Source organism: Chloroflexota bacterium, assembly GCA_020161265.1.
GTDB lineage: Bacteria > Chloroflexota > Chloroflexia > Chloroflexales > Herpetosiphonaceae > Herpetosiphon.
The window spans coordinates 30,299-47,602 of sequence record JAIUOC010000008.1; the positions used below are offsets into that span (position 1 = coordinate 30,299).

General features: G+C 52.3%; 15 protein-coding genes. 14 read left to right on the top strand and 1 reads right to left on the bottom strand.

Annotation, left to right across the window (positions count from 1 at the left end; all coding sequences use genetic code 11):
* Positions 1 to 11: 11 nt before the first annotated feature.
* Both LCH85_17855 and meaB read left to right on the top strand, forming a co-directional pair.
* The gene (locus tag LCH85_17855; protein MCA0353863.1) at positions 12 to 425 is read left to right on the top strand and encodes a cobalamin B12-binding domain-containing protein; all 414 of its coding nucleotides are present in this window, start codon (positions 12 to 14) and stop codon (positions 423 to 425) included.
* Positions 426 to 432: 7 nt separating this feature from the next.
* A complete protein-coding gene (meaB, locus tag LCH85_17860) occupies positions 433 to 1,404 on the top strand; it encodes a methylmalonyl Co-A mutase-associated GTPase MeaB (protein MCA0353864.1) in 972 nt (323 codons plus the stop codon).
* Positions 1,405 to 1,574: 170 nt separating this feature from the next.
* Here meaB and LCH85_17865 read toward each other — a convergent pair whose 3' ends face one another.
* Positions 1,575 to 2,702: a citrate synthase/methylcitrate synthase gene (locus tag LCH85_17865; GenBank protein ID MCA0353865.1), complete on the bottom strand. Its 1,128-nt coding sequence runs from the start codon at positions 2,700 to 2,702 to the stop codon at positions 1,575 to 1,577.
* 139 nt (positions 2,703 to 2,841) lie between these two features.
* Here LCH85_17865 and LCH85_17870 point away from each other — a divergent pair, with 139 nt between their 5' ends.
* The 12 genes from LCH85_17870 to LCH85_17925 all read left to right on the top strand — a co-directional run bounded on the left by LCH85_17870 (position 2,842) and on the right by LCH85_17925 (position 16,953).
* A complete protein-coding gene (locus LCH85_17870) occupies positions 2,842 to 4,029 on the top strand; it encodes a citrate synthase family protein (protein MCA0353866.1) in 1,188 nt (395 codons plus the stop codon).
* Between the two features lie 391 nt (positions 4,030 to 4,420).
* Complete coding sequence (argC, locus tag LCH85_17875; protein MCA0353867.1) at positions 4,421 to 5,431, top strand: N-acetyl-gamma-glutamyl-phosphate reductase; 1,011 nt, start codon at positions 4,421 to 4,423, stop codon at positions 5,429 to 5,431.
* Between the two features lie 9 nt (positions 5,432 to 5,440).
* Complete coding sequence (gene argB / locus LCH85_17880; GenBank protein MCA0353868.1) at positions 5,441 to 6,187, top strand: acetylglutamate kinase; 747 nt, start codon at positions 5,441 to 5,443, stop codon at positions 6,185 to 6,187.
* Entirely contained in the window at positions 6,187 to 6,708 is a 522-nt protein-coding gene (locus LCH85_17885; GenBank protein ID MCA0353869.1) for an NUDIX domain-containing protein, read from the top strand. The genes argB and LCH85_17885 overlap by 1 nt, the downstream gene beginning before the upstream one ends.
* A 320-nt stretch (positions 6,709 to 7,028) precedes the next feature.
* Positions 7,029 to 7,532: a GNAT family N-acetyltransferase gene (locus LCH85_17890; GenBank protein MCA0353870.1), complete on the top strand. Its 504-nt coding sequence runs from the start codon at positions 7,029 to 7,031 to the stop codon at positions 7,530 to 7,532.
* A 233-nt stretch (positions 7,533 to 7,765) separates the two neighbouring features.
* Positions 7,766 to 8,977 carry an argininosuccinate synthase gene (locus tag LCH85_17895; GenBank protein ID MCA0353871.1) on the top strand — a complete coding sequence of 404 codons (1,212 nt, stop codon included), beginning with the start codon at positions 7,766 to 7,768 and terminating at the stop codon, positions 8,975 to 8,977.
* A 2-nt stretch (positions 8,978 to 8,979) separates the two neighbouring features.
* Entirely contained in the window at positions 8,980 to 10,167 is a 1,188-nt protein-coding gene (argJ, locus tag LCH85_17900; GenBank protein ID MCA0353872.1) for a bifunctional glutamate N-acetyltransferase/amino-acid acetyltransferase ArgJ, read from the top strand.
* 188 nt (positions 10,168 to 10,355) lie between these two features.
* Positions 10,356 to 11,720 (top strand): argininosuccinate lyase, encoded by a 1,365-nt coding sequence (argH, locus tag LCH85_17905; protein ID MCA0353873.1) that lies wholly within the window; start codon positions 10,356 to 10,358, stop codon positions 11,718 to 11,720.
* A gap of 49 nt (positions 11,721 to 11,769) precedes the next feature.
* On the top strand, positions 11,770 to 12,738 hold the full coding sequence (gene argF, locus LCH85_17910; protein ID MCA0353874.1) for an ornithine carbamoyltransferase: 969 nt from the start codon (positions 11,770 to 11,772) through the stop codon (positions 12,736 to 12,738).
* Positions 12,739 to 13,012: 274 nt separating this feature from the next.
* Positions 13,013 to 13,987 carry a dienelactone hydrolase family protein gene (locus tag LCH85_17915; GenBank protein MCA0353875.1) on the top strand — a complete coding sequence of 325 codons (975 nt, stop codon included), beginning with the start codon at positions 13,013 to 13,015 and terminating at the stop codon, positions 13,985 to 13,987.
* Positions 13,988 to 14,110: 123 nt separating this feature from the next.
* Positions 14,111 to 15,886 (top strand): arginine--tRNA ligase, encoded by a 1,776-nt coding sequence (argS, locus tag LCH85_17920; protein ID MCA0353876.1) that lies wholly within the window; start codon positions 14,111 to 14,113, stop codon positions 15,884 to 15,886.
* A gap of 263 nt (positions 15,887 to 16,149) precedes the next feature.
* Positions 16,150 to 16,953 carry a class I SAM-dependent methyltransferase gene (locus LCH85_17925; GenBank protein MCA0353877.1) on the top strand — a complete coding sequence of 268 codons (804 nt, stop codon included), beginning with the start codon at positions 16,150 to 16,152 and terminating at the stop codon, positions 16,951 to 16,953.
* Positions 16,954 to 17,304 lie beyond the last annotated feature (351 nt).

Consider the following 17,304-nt stretch of genomic DNA (forward strand, 5'->3'; position numbering starts at 1 on the left):
GAAAGACCCTTATGGAACGACCAATTCGGGTGTTAGTGGCCAAACCAGGGCTTGATGGCCACGACCGTGGCGCAAAAGTGATCGCCCGTGCCTTGCGTGATGCAGGCATGGAAGTTATTTATACTGGGTTGCAACAAACCCCCCAAATGATCGTTGAAGCCGCCTTGCAAGAAGATGTTGATTGCATCGGCTTGTCGATTCTCTCAGGGGCGCATATGACCTTGCTGCCCAAAATCACCACCATGCTGCGCGAAAACGATGGCGCGGATATTTTGGTTGTAGCTGGTGGCATTATCTCCGATGAAGATGCAGCAATCTTGCGCAACGATCATGGGATTGCGGGAATTTTCGGGCCTGGCTCTTCGACCCATGCAATTATCGATTTTATTCGTGAGCATGTTGAGCGTAGCTCGGTAGAAGGGTAGGTTGGGCGTGGAACTTGTAGCAAAGGCTCGTGCGGGCAATCGCCGTGCACTGGCCCGCTTGATAACCTTGGTTGAAGCTGGCGATGCCCAAGCCCAAACGGCTTTGGCGGCGCTCTACCCCTACACTGGCCATGCTCATATCGTTGGGGTAACTGGCGCACCTGGCACTGGCAAATCGACCTTGGTAACCCAAATGGCCTTGCATTGGCGCAGCCTTGGGCGCACGGTCGCCGTCTTGGCGGTAGACCCAACTTCGCCATTTAGTGGTGGCGCAATCCTTGGCGATCGGATTCGCATGCAAGCGTTGGGCGGCGATAGCGGCTGTTATATTCGTTCGATGGCGAGCCGTGGCAGCCTTGGCGGTTTGTCGCGGGCCACTGGCGATGCCGTCAAAGCGCTCGATGCAGCAGGCTTCGACATTGTGATTGTTGAAACTGTGGGGGCTGGTCAGGCCGAGGTCGAAATTGCTCGCGAAGCCCATACGGTGGTGGTGGTCGAAGTGCCAGGCATGGGCGATGATATTCAGGCGATCAAGGCTGGGATTTTGGAAATTGCCGATGTATTTGTGGTCAATAAAGCTGATCGCGAGGGCGTTGAGCGCACAGTTCGGCAATTGCAGATGATGTTGCATCTTGGCAGTGGCGAACATCGCGATGGCTGGGAGCCACCAATTGTCCAGACCGTTTCCAACACTGGCAAGAATATCGCCGAGGCTGCGGCGGCAGTCGAACGGCATCTCGCCCATCTCAAAAGCAACAATTTGCTCGAATTACGCGAACGTGAACGGATTGAGCGCGAGTGGAAAGTGATTATGCGTGAAACGTTGTTGCGCCAATTGCTGCAACGACTTGAGCCGCACGTCCATGAACAACTACTCAAACAGATGAGCGAGCGCCAACTCGACCCGTATGCTGCCGCCAAGCAAGCGATTGAAAGCGTTTTGGAATTCCCGCAACCGCCAGCTCCCACTCCCGCATAACAGACGAGGCGAGCTGTGGTCGGAATGACATCGATCTGGCGGGTAATGGCTGAGATACTCGGCATCCGACCTCGGTTTGGGTTTGGTTTCAGCCCCACCCAATCAATCCGAGGTCGTTATGCCTACTGTTCAGCCCTTACCTGCACTGTTGGCGAGGGCTGAGCAACGATTTAGCGCTCAGCAACTTCAACCCAAATACGGTTGCGCTCGCCCGTGTAAATCGATTGTGGGCGAATAATCCGGCCAACGGCGCGTTGCTCGAAGGCGTGGGCAATCCAGCCAACAGCGCGGCTGATCGTGAAGGTTGGGGTAAATAGGTCGGTTTCAAAATCGATGCCATGCAATAGCAAGGCAGTGTAGAACTCGACGTTGGTTTGCAATTTGCGGCCTGGCTTGTGTTCTTCGAGCAGCCGAATTGCGGTTTGCTCAACATGGCGTACAAGTTCGTATAACTCGCGGTTGCCATCGTTGGCAAAGAGTTGATCGGCTGCACCTGCCAAAACCTCAGCCCGTGGATCACGTACTTTGTAGACACGATGACCAAAGCCCATCAAGCGCTCGCCGCGTGCTAACTTGGCGCGAAGCACTTCCTCAGCGCGATCAGCTGTGCCAATTTCAAACACCATATCCAAGGCTGGGCCAGGTGCGCCGCCATGCAACGGCCCTTTGAGCGCTCCAATTGCTCCCGTAATCGCCGAAACCAAATCCGATTCAGTCGAGATAATCACGCGGGTGGTGAAGGTCGAGGCATTCAGGCCATGGTCAACCACCGTGTTGAGATAGGTTTCGAGTGCCCGCACTTGTTCGGCGCTTGGCTCTTTGCCAGTCAACATCCACAAATAATTGGCAGCATGGCTTAAATCGTTGCGTGGTTCGATAAATTCGGCTTGGTTACGTGCTCGCCAGTAGGCCGCCACAATCGTTGGCAAAGCAGCCACAATTCGTTGGGCCGTAGCTTTTTCATCGGCCAATGGGGTTAATGTGGCGGTCGCAGCCCGCAGTGCATCCATCGGGTCGGCCTGTTCGCGGCCCAGCTGTTGAGCAACTTCTAAGGTCAGGGCTGGCAATTGGCGCTGGCTGGCAAGGCTCTGGCGCAATTCGGCCAACTCACTTTGGCTTGGTAAATGGTCATTCCAGAGGAGAAAAATCGTTTCCTCGAAGGTTGCAAACGGAGCCAAACGCTCCAAGGGAAAACCGGCAATAATTAATTCCCCAGCTTGGCCATCGACACTGCTGAGCCGCGTTGCCGCAGCAACAATCCCTTCTAAACCTACATGAACTTGGGTTTCAGTCGCCATTGACAATCGATCCTTTCCAGCGTGTTAGGCCTTGAGCGGCAATTTTGCCGCTTGAAATTCCTGCTGCTATCGACTATAAATAGATTTATCAATGTTGTCAATGTTGATTGACAAATCAATATTGGAATGGAGCAACGCAATGACGCGCTATTTGAGTGCTCGCGAAGTGGCCGAGCATTTGGGAATTAGTGTGCCAACCGTTTATGCCTATGTGAGTCGCGGGTTGTTGCACTCGGAGCCAGCCGGAGCGCATGCTCATCGCTATTTATTTGATGAGGTTGAGCAATTGAAATTACGCCGTGAAGGTCGGCGCAATCCGGCTAGTGTGGCGGCTGGAGCATTGCACTGGGGCACGCCAGTACTCGATTCAGCGATCACGCTGATCGATAATCAACAGGTCTATTATCGTGGGTTTGATGTGCGCGAATTGGCCAGTAGTGCCAGCATCGAAGAGGTTGCTAGCCTGATTTGGGTCGGCGATCGGCAACAAAGCCAGCAATTATGGGGAGATTTGCCAGCGCTGAACATTCCCCAGTTGCCTGATCTACCGTTGCTTGAACAATTTGTGGTAGCGTTGGCAATCGTTGGCAGCAACGATCATGCCGCTTTCGATCAACGCCCGCAAGGCTTGCAACGCACAGCGGTACGCGTGGTGCAATTGTTGATCAGCGTGGCCGCCAAACGTCCCTTGCAAGGCCCGATCGTGGCGCAATTGGCCGAGGCTTGGAAGATTCCGCCAGATTTACAGCCGTTGCTCAATGCTGCATTAATTGTTAGCGCCGATCATGAACTCAATGTTTCATCGTTTACTGCTCGCTGCGTGGCTTCGGCGGGCACAACCTTGTATGCTGTAGTTAGTGCAGGCTTGGCGGCGCTGGGTGGAGTGCATCATGGCAAGCAAAGCGAATTAAGCGAGCTGCTGTTGGATGAGCTCTTGCGTAGCCCTGATATGTATGCAGCGTTGGCCCAAAAACTGCGCTTAGGCCAGCCGATACCTGGCTTTGGCCACCCGATGTATCCCAACGGCGACCCACGCGGCAAGGTATTGCTCGATCTGATTCGTCGATTAGCGCCACAATTTAGCAACGATATTGATCGCATTATCCAAGCCGTTTATGAATTATTAGGCGATCATCCGACGATCGATTTTGGCTTGGCGTGGGTTGGGCGGGTGCTGAATTTGCCCTTGGGCAGCGCAATGAGCCTATTTGCCCTAGGCCGCAGCCTTGGCTGGATTGGCCATGCCTTGGAGCAATATAGCGATGCACGGTTGATTCGGCCACGCGCTCGCTACACCGGCGAACGACCAAATATAATCAAGATTTAACCTGTGCTGCAACGCGTTATTTAGCCGATTCTAATGGGCTAAATTGAGCTTTTAAGCACTACTTGACAAAATATCTAAATCGCACTATTATTCGCGACATTATGAAGAAACAAATGCTCACAACCCTTTTTTCGCCAGCATTGCGGCTGCGTCGTCCCCGTACCAACGAGGTTCGGTGGGCTTGCGCCGTTTGTGCTGCATAACAGGCAACGAGCAAGATAACAAACGCCCAAGCGTTTCCCCCCGAACCTCATTTGATGGTTCGGGGGGAATCTTTTTTAGGCAAAATTATGAAGGATGAGGGATAAAGGATGAAACATTTGAATGATGCACTAGCCATGTATTCATCCCTCATAATTCATCCTTCATCCTTAACCGTAGGGAGTTCGCAATGATTCGTGTTGGTATTTTTGGCGTAACTGGATACGCTGGATACGAACTAGCTCGCTGGTTGCAGCGCCACCCAAGCGCCAGCGTGGTTTGGGCTGTTTCCGAATCGTCGGCGGGCAAGCGCTTGGCGCAGGTTGTGCCTGGCCCACTTGACATGCCGTTGTTGGCTGCGAATCAGGTTGATTGGCAGGCGGTTGATCTGATTTTCACGGGGTTGCCGCACGGTGTCGCTGCCCAAACGGTGGCAGAGGCCCGCAAGCATGGTGTCAAAGCCATCGACCTCTCCGCCGACCTTCGCCTGGACAGCCCCGCCGCTTACACCCGCTGGTACGACCACACGCATCCCCACCCTGAACTTTTGAACGCTCCCTATGGCTTGCCTGAACTGAATCGCGCTGCATTGGTTGATGTGCCAGCGATCGCCAACCCAGGTTGCTATCCCACTAGTGTTTTGCTTGGTTTAGCACCTTTGCTGGAACAAGGCTGGTGGCAAACTGGCCAAACCATCATCATTAATGCTGCTTCGGGCGTTTCGGGCGCTGGCCGCGCACCCAAACAGCACTTACATTTTGTCGAGGCTCACGAAAATTATAGCCCCTACAACATTGGCCATACCCATCGCCATGTTGGCGAAATTGAGCAAGAACTGAGCAAGTTGGCAAATGCACCAGTTAATACGATTTTTGCACCACACCTCTTGCCGACCCAACGCGGTATTTTAAGCACAATCTATGTGCCAATTCAGCCAGAGCTGGATTTGGCCAGTATTCATGCGCTTTATCGCCAGCGTTATGCTGCTGAACCATTCGTCAATGTGCTTGATCAAGGTCAGTTGGCCAGTTTGGCGCATGTTGTGCATACCAACGATTGTGCAATTGGCTTGACGCTCGCTCAGCCTGGCATGTTGATCGTCACAGCGGCGATTGATAATTTGCTCAAGGGTGCTTCGGGTCAAGCAATTCAAAATATGAATATTATGTTTGGTTTGCCTGAAACCACGGGCTTGCGCTAGGAGTGTGCAATGCGGATCTTGAAGCTTGGCGGCAATGAAATAGATGATCCAACTTGGCTAGCTCGCTTGGTCGCGGTGATCCAAACCATGGTCAATGTCAACGATGTGCCGATTTTGGTGCATGGCGGTGGCAAAGAAATTGGCCAATTGCAGGTAGCGCTTGGTGGCGAACCGCAATTTGTGGCTGGCCTGCGTGTCACCGATCAAACGGCGCTCAAAGCGGCCACGATGGTGCTTTGTGGCATGGTCAGTACTCGCTTAGTTGCAGCCTTGAATGCGGTTGGCGTAGAAGCCCTCGGCTTGTCGGGCGTTGATCGCAACTTGGTGTATGCCACCCGCTTAGAGCATGCCGCTGGCGATTTGGGTGCGGTCGGCAAGCCAGCCCGCATTCGTGCCACGGTTTTATATGAAGCCTTAGCGGCAGATGTTGTGCCTGTGCTGGCTCCTTTGTGCGCTGATGGCGTTGGCGGCACGCTGAATGTCAACGCTGATGTGTTTGCGGGCGCGATCGCCGCCGCCGTTGGAGCCGACGAAGCTGTGTTTATCTCAAATGTGCCTGGGGTTTTGGTTGATGGTGTGGTTTCGCCACGGCTCAACACCAACGACATTCAGGCATTAATCGCTAACGGCACAATCAGCGGCGGCATGATTCCTAAGGTCGAATCGGCCTTGAGCGGCTTGCAAGCTGGCGTAAAAATCGTGCGCATCACGAATATCGATCAGCTCGATGCTGGCACAATTATCGAGGCCGCCTAATGCCCAGTCATTCGGTTTACGACAATATTCGAACGCGAGTGATTGTGCTACGTGAGCAAGAACTCTTGATTCTAGCCACCGAAGATCAGCCAGAATTGGTTTGGCGCTTGCCTGGCGGTGGTTTAGAACAGGGCGAATCGTTGGCCGATTGTGCTGCCCGCGAAGTTTGGGAAGAATGCGGCATTCGGGTGCAAGTTGGCAAAGTTGCTTTCTTGCGCGAGTGGGTTATTCCAACCTATGCCATCATCGACCCAAATGATCGCGAGCCAAACTATGGCTTAGAAGTGTTTCTGTATGCTACGCCGTTAGATCCGCAAGCTACACTTCGTGCCGAGGCTGCCGATAAACCAATGCCCGAATGGCGAGCGTTGGCTGAAATTGCTAGCATGCCATTTTGGCCCAAAGAGCTGAAATCGTTGGCAACGTTTTTGGCTCAAGGCCAACGCCCAAGCGCCGTCCATTCATTCGTTAGCAGCTTTGAATCTGGTTGGGCAATCCCACCAGCAATCGACTGGAGCTAATCAGGATTCAGAGAGAAGGAAACCGCGAAGAGCGCGAAGCACGCGAAGGCTGGAGTTACAGAAACGCATCAACAATCCAGCATACAAATATTTGGGGGTGCAGGGGGATGAAAACCCCCTGCGTCTCCCGCCAGCGGCGGGACGGAAGGGTGGAGAAACGAGGCTTGGGGATTGGTTGTTGGGGGATGGGAAACCACCCATGGTACAGAAGGGTGGAGAACCATGAGCATTGATCAACGAAATCAAGCCCTGTATTGGGCCTAACATATATCGATATTTAAACATTATCCGGCGCAAGCCGTTTTGGGAGTAACCAATCAATGGTTGCCATTCAACACAGTACACTTTTGGCTCCAATCGATCCTGCGGACATTGTGGTTCGGCCCGCCCATGAAAACGATGTGGCTGGCATGAGTGAATTGGTAGCTGAAAATGTGCGGGCTGGGCATTTATTACCCCGTTCCGCTGACGAAATTCGTGCTTCTTTAGCAAATTGGGTAGTTGCCTGCCATGGCCAACGGGTGATTGGCATCGGCTCGTTGTTGCTGATGAATCCTGATCTGGTCGAGGTTCGCTCATTAGCTGTAGCAACCGAGTATCGCGCTGCTGGCGTAGGAGCCAAAATTGTGCTCGAACTGGTTGCTCAAGCCAAATTGCGCCGCATTCATACCGTTTTTGCCTTGACCCGCGCTGTCTCGTTTTTTGTGCGCTTGGGCTTTAGCATCACCGACAAAGAACGCTTCCCCGAAAAGGTTTGGCGCGATTGTGTCAAGTGTCCACTCGTCACCTGCTGTGACGAAACCGCCGTCGTTTGGGAACATTAAATAAAAGGATGAGGGATGAGGGATGAAGGATGAAGATCCAATCCCTTGGGTTTATTCTTAACGTTGTCTGTTGTGAAATGAAGGATAGTTCAGGGATTTTATCCCTCATAATTCTTCCTTCATCCTTAGCTTAGGTTTATTCTTAACGTTGTCTGTTGTGAAATGAAGGACAGTTCAGGGATTTCATCCCTCATAATTCTTCCTTCATCCTTTCAATAAGGAGTTCATTGGTCATGTCGAATGCGACTGCAAATAAAGTGGTGCTAGCCTACTCTGGTGGTTTGGATACCAGCGTGATCGTGCCGTGGTTGAAGGAACACTATGGCTGTGAAGTCGTCTGCTATTGCGCCAATCTTGGCCAAGATGACGATCTGAGCGGCGTAGAGGCCAAAGCAATTGCTTCGGGCGCAAGTGCCTGCTATGTCGAAGATTTGCGCGAAGAATTTGTGCGCGATTTCTTGTTCCCGATGTTGCAATCAGGTGCAACCTACGAACGCACCTACTTGCTCGGCACGAGCATCGCTCGCCCATTGATCGCTCGCGGTCAGGTGCAAACCGCCTTGAAAGTTGGCGCTGATGCACTTTCCCACGGCTGTACCGGCAAAGGCAACGATCAAGTGCGCTTTGAATTGACCTACATGGCCTTGGCTCCCCACATGAAAATTATCGCGCCATGGCGTGAATGGCACATTCGCTCACGGGAAGATGCGCTGGATTATGCTGCATTACATAATGTGCCAGTCACCAGCACTCGCGCCTCGATCTACAGTCGCGATGGCAATATTTGGCACTTGAGCCATGAAGGTGGCTCGTTGGAAGATCCATGGTTAGAGCCAGAATTAACCATGTTCCAACGCACCGTGACCCCTGAAGAAGCCCCCGATTTACCCGAATATTTGGAAATTGGCTTCGAACGTGGTATTCCAGTGAGCGTGAATGGCGAGCAACTTGGCCCCGTGGCGTTGCTGCAAACCCTTAACGACATTGGCGCTCGTCATGGCGTTGGCCGCGTCGATTTGGTCGAAAATCGCTTGGTTGGCATGAAAAGCCATGGCGTATACGAAACGCCAGGCGGTACATTGCTCTATCGTGCTCACCAAGGCCTCGAAGAATTGGCGCTTGATCGCGAAACCTTGCACTTCAAAGATACCTTGGCAATCCGCTTCTCAGAGTTGATTTACAACGGTCAATGGTGGTCACCGTTGCGCTATGCCTTATCGGCATTCTTCAGTGAAACCCAAAAGAATGTTACAGGCGTTACCCGCTTGAAAGTCTTCAAGGGTGGTGTGCATTTGGTTGGGCGCAAGGCTGAACGCAGCTTGTACGTGCCCGATTTGGCAACCTTCAGCGAAGATGCCGTTTATAACCAAGCCGATGCTGAAGGCTTTATCAAGCTCTTTGGCTTGCCTCAAAAAGTCGAAGCCTTAACCTCAGGAGCCGAATAAGCATGAGTATCTTTCGTTTTGCCGCCGGCTTCCGCAGTGCTGCGGGGCGATGTGGCTTGAAGGCCAGTGGTAATCCTGATTTAAGTTTACTTGTTGCTGATAGTGTTTGCACCGGGGCTGGGGTTTTTACCACCAGCCTCGTCAAAGCCGCGCCAGTGCTCTACGATCAAGCAGTGTTGGCCGAGCATGCCAGCGAAATTCGGGCAATTATTGCCAATGCTGGCTGTGCCAACGCTTGTACCGGAGCACAAGGCGATGCGGCAGCTCGTGAGATGGCCCGCTTGGCGGCTGAAGCAGTTGGTTGCGAGCCACACCAAGTTTTGGTGCTTTCAACTGGCGTAATCGGCCATCAACTGAATGTTGAAAAAGTTGCCAAGGGCGTGGCGGCAATTGCGCCTGAACTGGGCGTTGAGCATGCTCCAGCGCTGGCCGAAGCAATTATGACCACCGATACCCGCCCCAAAACGTCGAGCGCCACGGCGGTGATCGATGGGGTTGAGGTAACGGTGGCTGGGGTGGCCAAAGGCGCAGGCATGATCCATCCGATGATGGCAACCATGCTTTCAATTGTCACCACCGATGCAGCAATCGATGCCGATTTGGCCCAAAGTTTGTTGCGCGAAGTCACCGATGCATCATTTAACTGTGTAACGGTGGATGGCGACCCGAGCACCAACGATACGCTATTGTTGTTGGCTTCAGGCGTGAGTGGTGTGACGATCAACGCCAGCAATATTACGGCCTTCCGCCAAGCGCTTGAAATTGTCTGCATCGATTTGGCCAAACAAATTGCTGCCGATGGCGAAGGCGCAACCAAGTTAATCACCATTACGGTTGATCATGCGCCGAGTGTGGCCGCAGCCCGTACCATTGCCCGCAAAATTGCCTGCTCACCCTTGGTCAAAACCGCGATTCACGGCGGCGATCCCAATTGGGGGCGAATTTTGGCGGCAGCCGGAGTCGCGGGTGTTCCATTCGATCCCAGCCAAGTTGAATTGTGGTTAGGCGAGGTGCAATTAGTTGCTGGTGGCACGCCCACCAACTACAACGAACGCGAAGCTGCTAGCCAAATCAGCGGCCAACAGGTGGCAATTCGCCTAAATCTTGGGGCTGGCGCGGCCATTGGCTACGCTTGGACCTGCGATTTTAGCGCGGAATATGTGCGAATTAACGCTGATTATCGGACGTAGAGGTTGGGGATCGGGGATCGGTTTTTGGGGATCGGGAGTTTTAACCCAGAGTCACAGAGATGCGTAGGCTATAGGCTATGGGCTAGTGGAATTTCGTTGCAAAACCAAATATCAATAGCCAAAAGCCTATAGCCTTACCGATCCCCAATCCCCAACTACCGACATCCAAATAACGAGGTAACCAAACCATGTGGGGTGGACGATTTAGTGGCTCGTTGGCTGAGCATATGCGCTTATTCAACGATTCGTTTCCAATCGATCGGCGCTTATGGGCCGAGGATATTCGTGGCTCAATTGCTTGGGCCAATGGCCTGGAACGCGCTGGCATTTTGCAAGCCGCCGAATGCCAAGAATTGATCGCAGGCTTGCGCCAAGTCTATCAAGAGTTTGAAGAAGGCCTATTTTTGCCCTTAACCAGCGACGAAGATATTCACACGGCGGTCGAACGCCGCTTGGGTGATTTTATCGGAGCCTTGGCGGGCAAATTGCACACTGGCCGCTCACGCAACGATCAAGTTGCGACCGATACCCGTTTGTGGACATTGGGCGCACTCAAATTGGCCGATGATCTTATTCGCGATGTGCAAGCGGCCTTGCTGGAACAAGCCAAAGCAGTTGGCGAAGCAATTTTACCTGGCTATACCCACCTGCAACGGGCGCAGCCAGTCTTGTTATCGCACGCACTTTTAGCCCATTTTTGGCGTTTAGATCGTGATCGTCAACGTTTGCACGATGCAACCAAGCGCGTCAGCGTGCTGCCGTTAGGCTCAGGTGCACTGGCTGGTACAGCCTTTGCAGTTGATCGGGCAGCACTGGCAGCCGAATTAGGTTTTACCAGCATCAGCCAAAATAGCCTTGATGCGACCAGCGACCGCGATTATATTGTGGAAATTTTGGCAGCAATTGCGCTGTTGGGCGTGCATATTAGCCAGCTCGCCGAAGATTGGATCATCTGGAGCAGCTCGGAATGGGGTTTTGTCGCGCTAGACGATGCCTATTCAACTGGCTCAAGTTTAATGCCCCAAAAGAAAAACCCCGACTCATTGGAGTTGGCTCGCGGCAAATCTGGCCGTTTGATCGGCAATTTAATTACCGTTTTGACCTTGCTCAAAGGCCTACCATCGGCCTACGACAAAGATTTACAAGAAGATAAAGCGCCCTTATTCGATGCGATCGATACATTAAGCCTGACCTTGCCAGTGGTGGCGGGCGCAATTCGCACCGCTCGTTTCAACACCAAACGCATGGAATCGGCGCTTGATGATGCAATGCTGGCAACCGATGTGGCCGATGAATTGGTACGCCGGGGAGTGCCATTCCGCGAGGCGCATCATATTGCTGGGCGTTTGGTACGCGAAGCCGAACAACGTGGGGTTGGCATGCGCCAATTGCCTGCCGAAAGCTTCGTAGCCGCCCACCCAAGCCTGACCGATGTTGCAGGTTTATTCGATTTTGCTCGTTCCGTCGCCATGCGCGACGTACCTGGTGGAACAGCGCCCAACGCCGTGCGCGACCAACTGATTGCTGCTCAACACGTTTTAGCAGAAGGTTGAGGTGGCTGCTAGCACCTCGCCCTGCCGTTAATCAAACGGAGGCTTCCCAATGACACACCCACTTCTTGGTCGCGATTTACTGGCCCTGGCGGATTGGAACGACACTGAATTATTCGACGTGCTGGAAACTGCCGCCGAACTCAAACTACGCCAACAACGCCGCAAAGCTCACCCTCTTTTGGCCAACCGCACCTTGGCGATGATTTTCGAAAAGCCCTCAACCCGCACTCGCGTTGGCTTTGAATCGGCCATGGTTCAACTCGGCGGGCATGGCATCTACCTTAGCCCGCGCGATACCCAAATTGGCCGTGGCGAGACAATTGGCGACACTGCCCGCGTGCTGAGCCGCATGTGCGATGCAATTATGGCACGGGTCAATGATCATGCAACCTTGGTCGAGTTGGCTCAGGCTGCCGATGTGCCAGTAATCAACGGGCTTTCCGATTGGCTGCATCCAGTGCAAGCGCTCGCCGATGCCCTGACCATTCGCGAGCATTTTGGTAGCTGCCAAGGCGTAAAATTAGTCTATCTCGGCGATCCTAATAATGTTTCCAATTCGTTGCTTGAGCTTGCCCCACGCTTGGGCATGGATTTTGCGATCGGCACGCCATTTGTGGCCAATGTTGATCAGCATTTGTTGGCCCAAGCTCGCCTGCAAGCAGCCGCCAATAGCACTAAAATCGTTGTGACCAATGATCCCTTGGAAGCGGTGAAAGATGCTGATGTGTTGTATACCGATGTCTGGGTCAGTATGGGTCAAGTCGTGGCCGAAGGTCATTTGGAAGCCTTACAACCATTTCAAATTAATGCTGAGCTTTTAGCCGCCGCGCGAACTGGAGCCAAAGTTATGCACTGCTTGCCAATGCATCGCGGCGAAGAAATTAGCGCTGCTGTCGCCGATGGCGAACGTTCGATTGTGTTTGATCAAGCTGAAAATCGCTTGCACACTCACAAAGCCGTTTTGGTTGCAACCATCGCTGGCTTAGCCTTACGCCGCACCAAGCGCCTAGCGGCCTAAGCTGAGGGATCAGTTGTCAGGGGCTAGGCTTCAGGCAGAGGAAACCGCGAAGAACGCGAAGAGCGCGAAGGGTGGCGAATCGAGTTGTCAGAGGCAAGGGTTCAGCTCCACGAAACCGCGAAGAACGCGAAGATCGCGAAGGCGCGAGTGAAGAGGGGGATGGTGTAATTCAAATAGTAAATGAAATTAATAAATCCTCATCTTTCAAGCCATCCGTTCAGGCCAAAACAGGCGTAGACTGAGGTATGGACTGAAATTCGTGTGAGGATGAACGATGAATCATTTACAACAGTATCTGGTCGATGAGTTCGTCGAGGATTATCAAGAAGGGCTGATTAGTCGGCGGCAGGCCTTGAAGAAAATCGCAGGCATTACGGGATTAGTGGTAGCAACCCAGTTGTTGGCAGCCTGTGGCGATCCAGCTACGCCTGCAACGGCGACCAGTGCACCCAACCCAACTACCGCACCAACCGCCACGACTGCCGCTGCAACTGAAGCCACACCAACCACCGCCAGTACAGGCAGCAGCGTGCCCAACAGCGTGGCCGAAAATGATCCAGCGATCAAAGCGGCAATGGTGGAGTTTGCTGGTGGCGACGGCCAGCTAATGGCCTATCTGGCGCAGCCAGTTGGTGATGGTTCGTTTCCAGTTGTGTTGGTTTGCCACGAAAACCGTGGGCTTACGCCACACATTCAAGACGTTGCGCGGCGGGTGGCCAAGGCTGGCTACGTTGGCTTAGCGCTTGATTTGCTCTCGCGTGAAGGCGGCACGGCCAGCATTACCGACGCTGATAGTGTGCCTGGCTTGCTCAGCGGCGCACCACCCGAACGCCATGTGGCCGATTTCAAGGCTGGAGTCGAGTATCTCAAAACTCAGTCGTTTGCCGATACCAGCAAAATTGGCATGGTTGGGTTTTGCTTTGGTGGTGGGGTTACCTGGTTGGTTGCGGCAGGCATGCCCGAATTAAAAGCCGCCGTGCCATTTTACGGCCCACCAGTGCCAAGCAGCGAAATTCCCAAAATCAATGCACCCGTTTTGGCAATTTACGCCGAACAGGATGATCGAATTACCAGCACGGTAGCCGAGGTTGAAGCAGCGATGCAACAAAACAACAAAGTCTATCGCAAAGAAATTTATCCTGGGGTCAATCACGCTTTTCATAATGATACTGGACAGCGGTATAATGCAGAGGCTGCCCAAGCGGCGTGGGCTGAAACGCTGGCTTGGTTTAAGCAATATTTGGTCTAGTCGATAGCATCCAGCAGCTTTTTCTGCTCGCACTCATCGACAACGATGGGTGCTTTTTGATCGGCTAAAATAAGGCTTTTCGGCTATACTGCCGCTAGATATTCACCAATTGGAGTTTCAATAATGTATACCTTTGCTCGCTTCGAGCAAGCCATTCGCGAGGCCTTGCTTGCCACCAATTTAATTAGCGCCGCCGATATTGATTTAGGCGCACCCAAAGCTGCTGGCGTACAGGCCGATTTAGCCTTGCCTTGTTTTCGTGCCGCCAAAAGCCGTGGCAGCAACCCTGCTCAAGTTGCCCAAGAATTAGTTGCCGCGCTACAATTTGCGCCCGATAGCTTGGTAGCCAGTGCGACAATTTCTGGCCCTTACGTTAATTTCAATCTCAACCCTCAAGCCTTTGCCAAAGCCGTTTTGGCCGATATTCAGGCTGGCGGCACAACTTATGGTAGCAGCACCAAAGGCAATAATCGCAAAGTGATTGTCGAATATTCGTCACCCAACATTGCCAAGCGCATGCACGTTGGCCATATTCGCTCAACGATCATCGGCCAAGCGATTGCCAATCTCTACCAACGGCTGGGCTATCAAGTGATTCGCGATAATCACTTAGGCGATTATGGCAAGCAATTCGGGGTTAATATTGCCGCCACCTTGCGCTTTGGCAAGCCCGAAGGCGAAGGCGAGGCCGTGCTCGCAGCGATCGAAGAACAATACAAACGCTACAATTTGTTGATGAAGGGCGCAAACCCCGACGATGCCGATTATGATCCCGATGCCGAAGTTGATTTGGATGATGAAGCCCGCGCTTGGTCGTTGAAATTAGAACAGGGCGATCCCCAAGCAGTTGAAATTTGGCAATGGATGGTTGATTTAACCAAAACTGCCAATCAGCCCAATTATGATCGTTTGGGCGTGCATTTCGATGTGCAACATGGCGAAAGTTTTTACAAAGATATGTTGGCCGAAATCATCAGCGATGCAGGCGAGAGCGACCTTGCGGAGCGTGATGGCAAAGCAATTATTGTCAAAGATTTACCCGACCATCGCGGCAAAAAATTACCAACCTTTTTGATTCAGCGCTCGGATGGTGGCACGCTCTACATCACCCGCGATATTGCCACCATTAAATATCGTGAGCAAACTTACAATCCTGATGCGATGATTTACATTGTGGGTCAGCCCCAAGAATTGCACTTCCGCCAAACCTTTGCCATCAGCAAGGCCTTAGGCTACACCGATGCCGAGTTGATTCATATTTCGTTTGGCACGGTGTTTGATGCTAAGGGCCAACCACTTTCAACCCGCAAGGGCAATATGATTTATCTCGAAACCTTGCTGGATGAAGCCCGCAATCGCGCCAAAGCCTTGATTGAGCAAAAAATGGCTGAAGGTAAAACCCAGCTTACCGCCGAATTGATCGATCAAGTTGCCGAGCAAGTTGGGGTGGGCGCGGTGATGTACAACGATTTATACCAAGATACCAAGCGTAATATTACCGTCGATTGGGATCGCATGTTGGCATTCGAGGGCAATAGCTCGCCCTATTTGCAATATATGCACGCTCGTTGCTGTTCAATTCTGCGCGATTTTGGCGAATTGCCTGCTAGCTATGATGGCAGTTTGTTGAGCCACCCTGCTGAAACTGGCTTGTTGAAAGAGCTAGCCCGTTTGCCCCAAATTATTGAAGAAGCAGCGGCACGCTATGCGCCGTTCGTGGTCGCCGATTGGCTATATGCCACGGCACGGGCCTTTTCGGCTTTCTACGATGCCTGTTCAGTGCTCAAAGCCGAAACGCCAGAGTTACGGGTTGCGCGTGGCCATGTGGTTGCTGCCACTGCTCAAGCGCTCCGTAACGGCTTAGCGCTGCTCTCAATCACTGCTCCTGAGCGAATGTAAAGCGTGGCTATAGGCTTTGGGCTATGGGCTATCGGAGATTGGTGTGCCTACCAACCAATCGTCGATAGCCTAGCGCCTTCAGCCAACTGCCATAGTTGCTCTGCGCCTCTGCGTTAAAGAATCAATCCACGAAGAGCACTAAGGTCGCGAAAGACAAGGCTTTGGGCTTTGGGCTATCGAAGATTGGTGTCCATATCAACCAATCGTCGATAGCCTAGCGCCTTCAGCCAACCGCCATATATTCGATCATGAGGACTAACTCTATGACTGATTCCAGCGCAGTATGGGTTGGTGAAGCTAAGCGTTATGATCAAACGCGTCCGACACCGCCTTTGGTCTTGATTGATATTCTGACTCAGTTGATCCATACTCCACGTCCCAAACTTGTCGTTGATTTGGGGTGTGGTACTGGTCGATCAACGACGATCTGGAACGAACGAGCAGCCCAAGTCATTGGGATTGAGCCAAGTGAGCCAATGCGCAACGTTGCCATCCAAAATCTTGCGGCCCATATTTCAGCTACAACTATCAGCTACCAAGCTGGAGTAGCACACCAAACAAGTCTTGAATCTAACAGTGTCGATATTATTACCTGTGCTCAAGCCTTTCACTGGATGGAACCAACGGCAACGCTGGCTGAAATTGCTCGCATTCTTCGACCTGGCGGTGTGTTCGCAGCCTATGATTATAGTTGGCCGCCAACCATTCATTGGGAAATTGACCAGATTTTTCAAGAGGTCGATCAGCGGTTTGAGCACCTAATTGCAACCCGTGGCACACCAACGGAACGCCCAGGTTGGGCCAAGGAGCAACACCTTGCGCGAATGCAGCAGAGTGGGCTATTTCAACATACCCAAGAATTAGTGCTCCATCATTGCGAATATGGCGATGCGAATCGTTTTATTGGTCTGATCTTGAGTAGTGGATATAGCCATCATCTCAAGCATGGCACGGTTACTGAGGAGGAAATTGGGTTTGATCGACTCAGACAAGTAGCCCACGATCTGATTGGCAAGCAGCCAATTCCGTGGTATTTCAGTTACCATGTGCGAATTGGCATTCGCTAGAAACGAGCCATAAAGCATGCGATTGGCTTTTGGCCGTAGGATTAATGGATAATTCCAATCCCAAAAACGTTCCGATAGCCGATAGCCTAGCGCCAATAGCCAACCGCCATAATTGCTCTGTACCTCTGTGTTAAAGAATCGATCCACGAAGAACACGAAGGACACGAAATAATTAACTTTAGCGGTTCTTCGCGCCCTTCGTGGTTCAATTTTCTCGCTGATCATTCATATTCCTGGATCTCTGCGGTTAATACCAATCCTCAACTCCTATGTTCTATGTTCTTTGCTCTATGTTCACTTCATCCCTCATCCCTCATCCTTCATCCTTACTTTGACTTCTCTTGGTGAGCC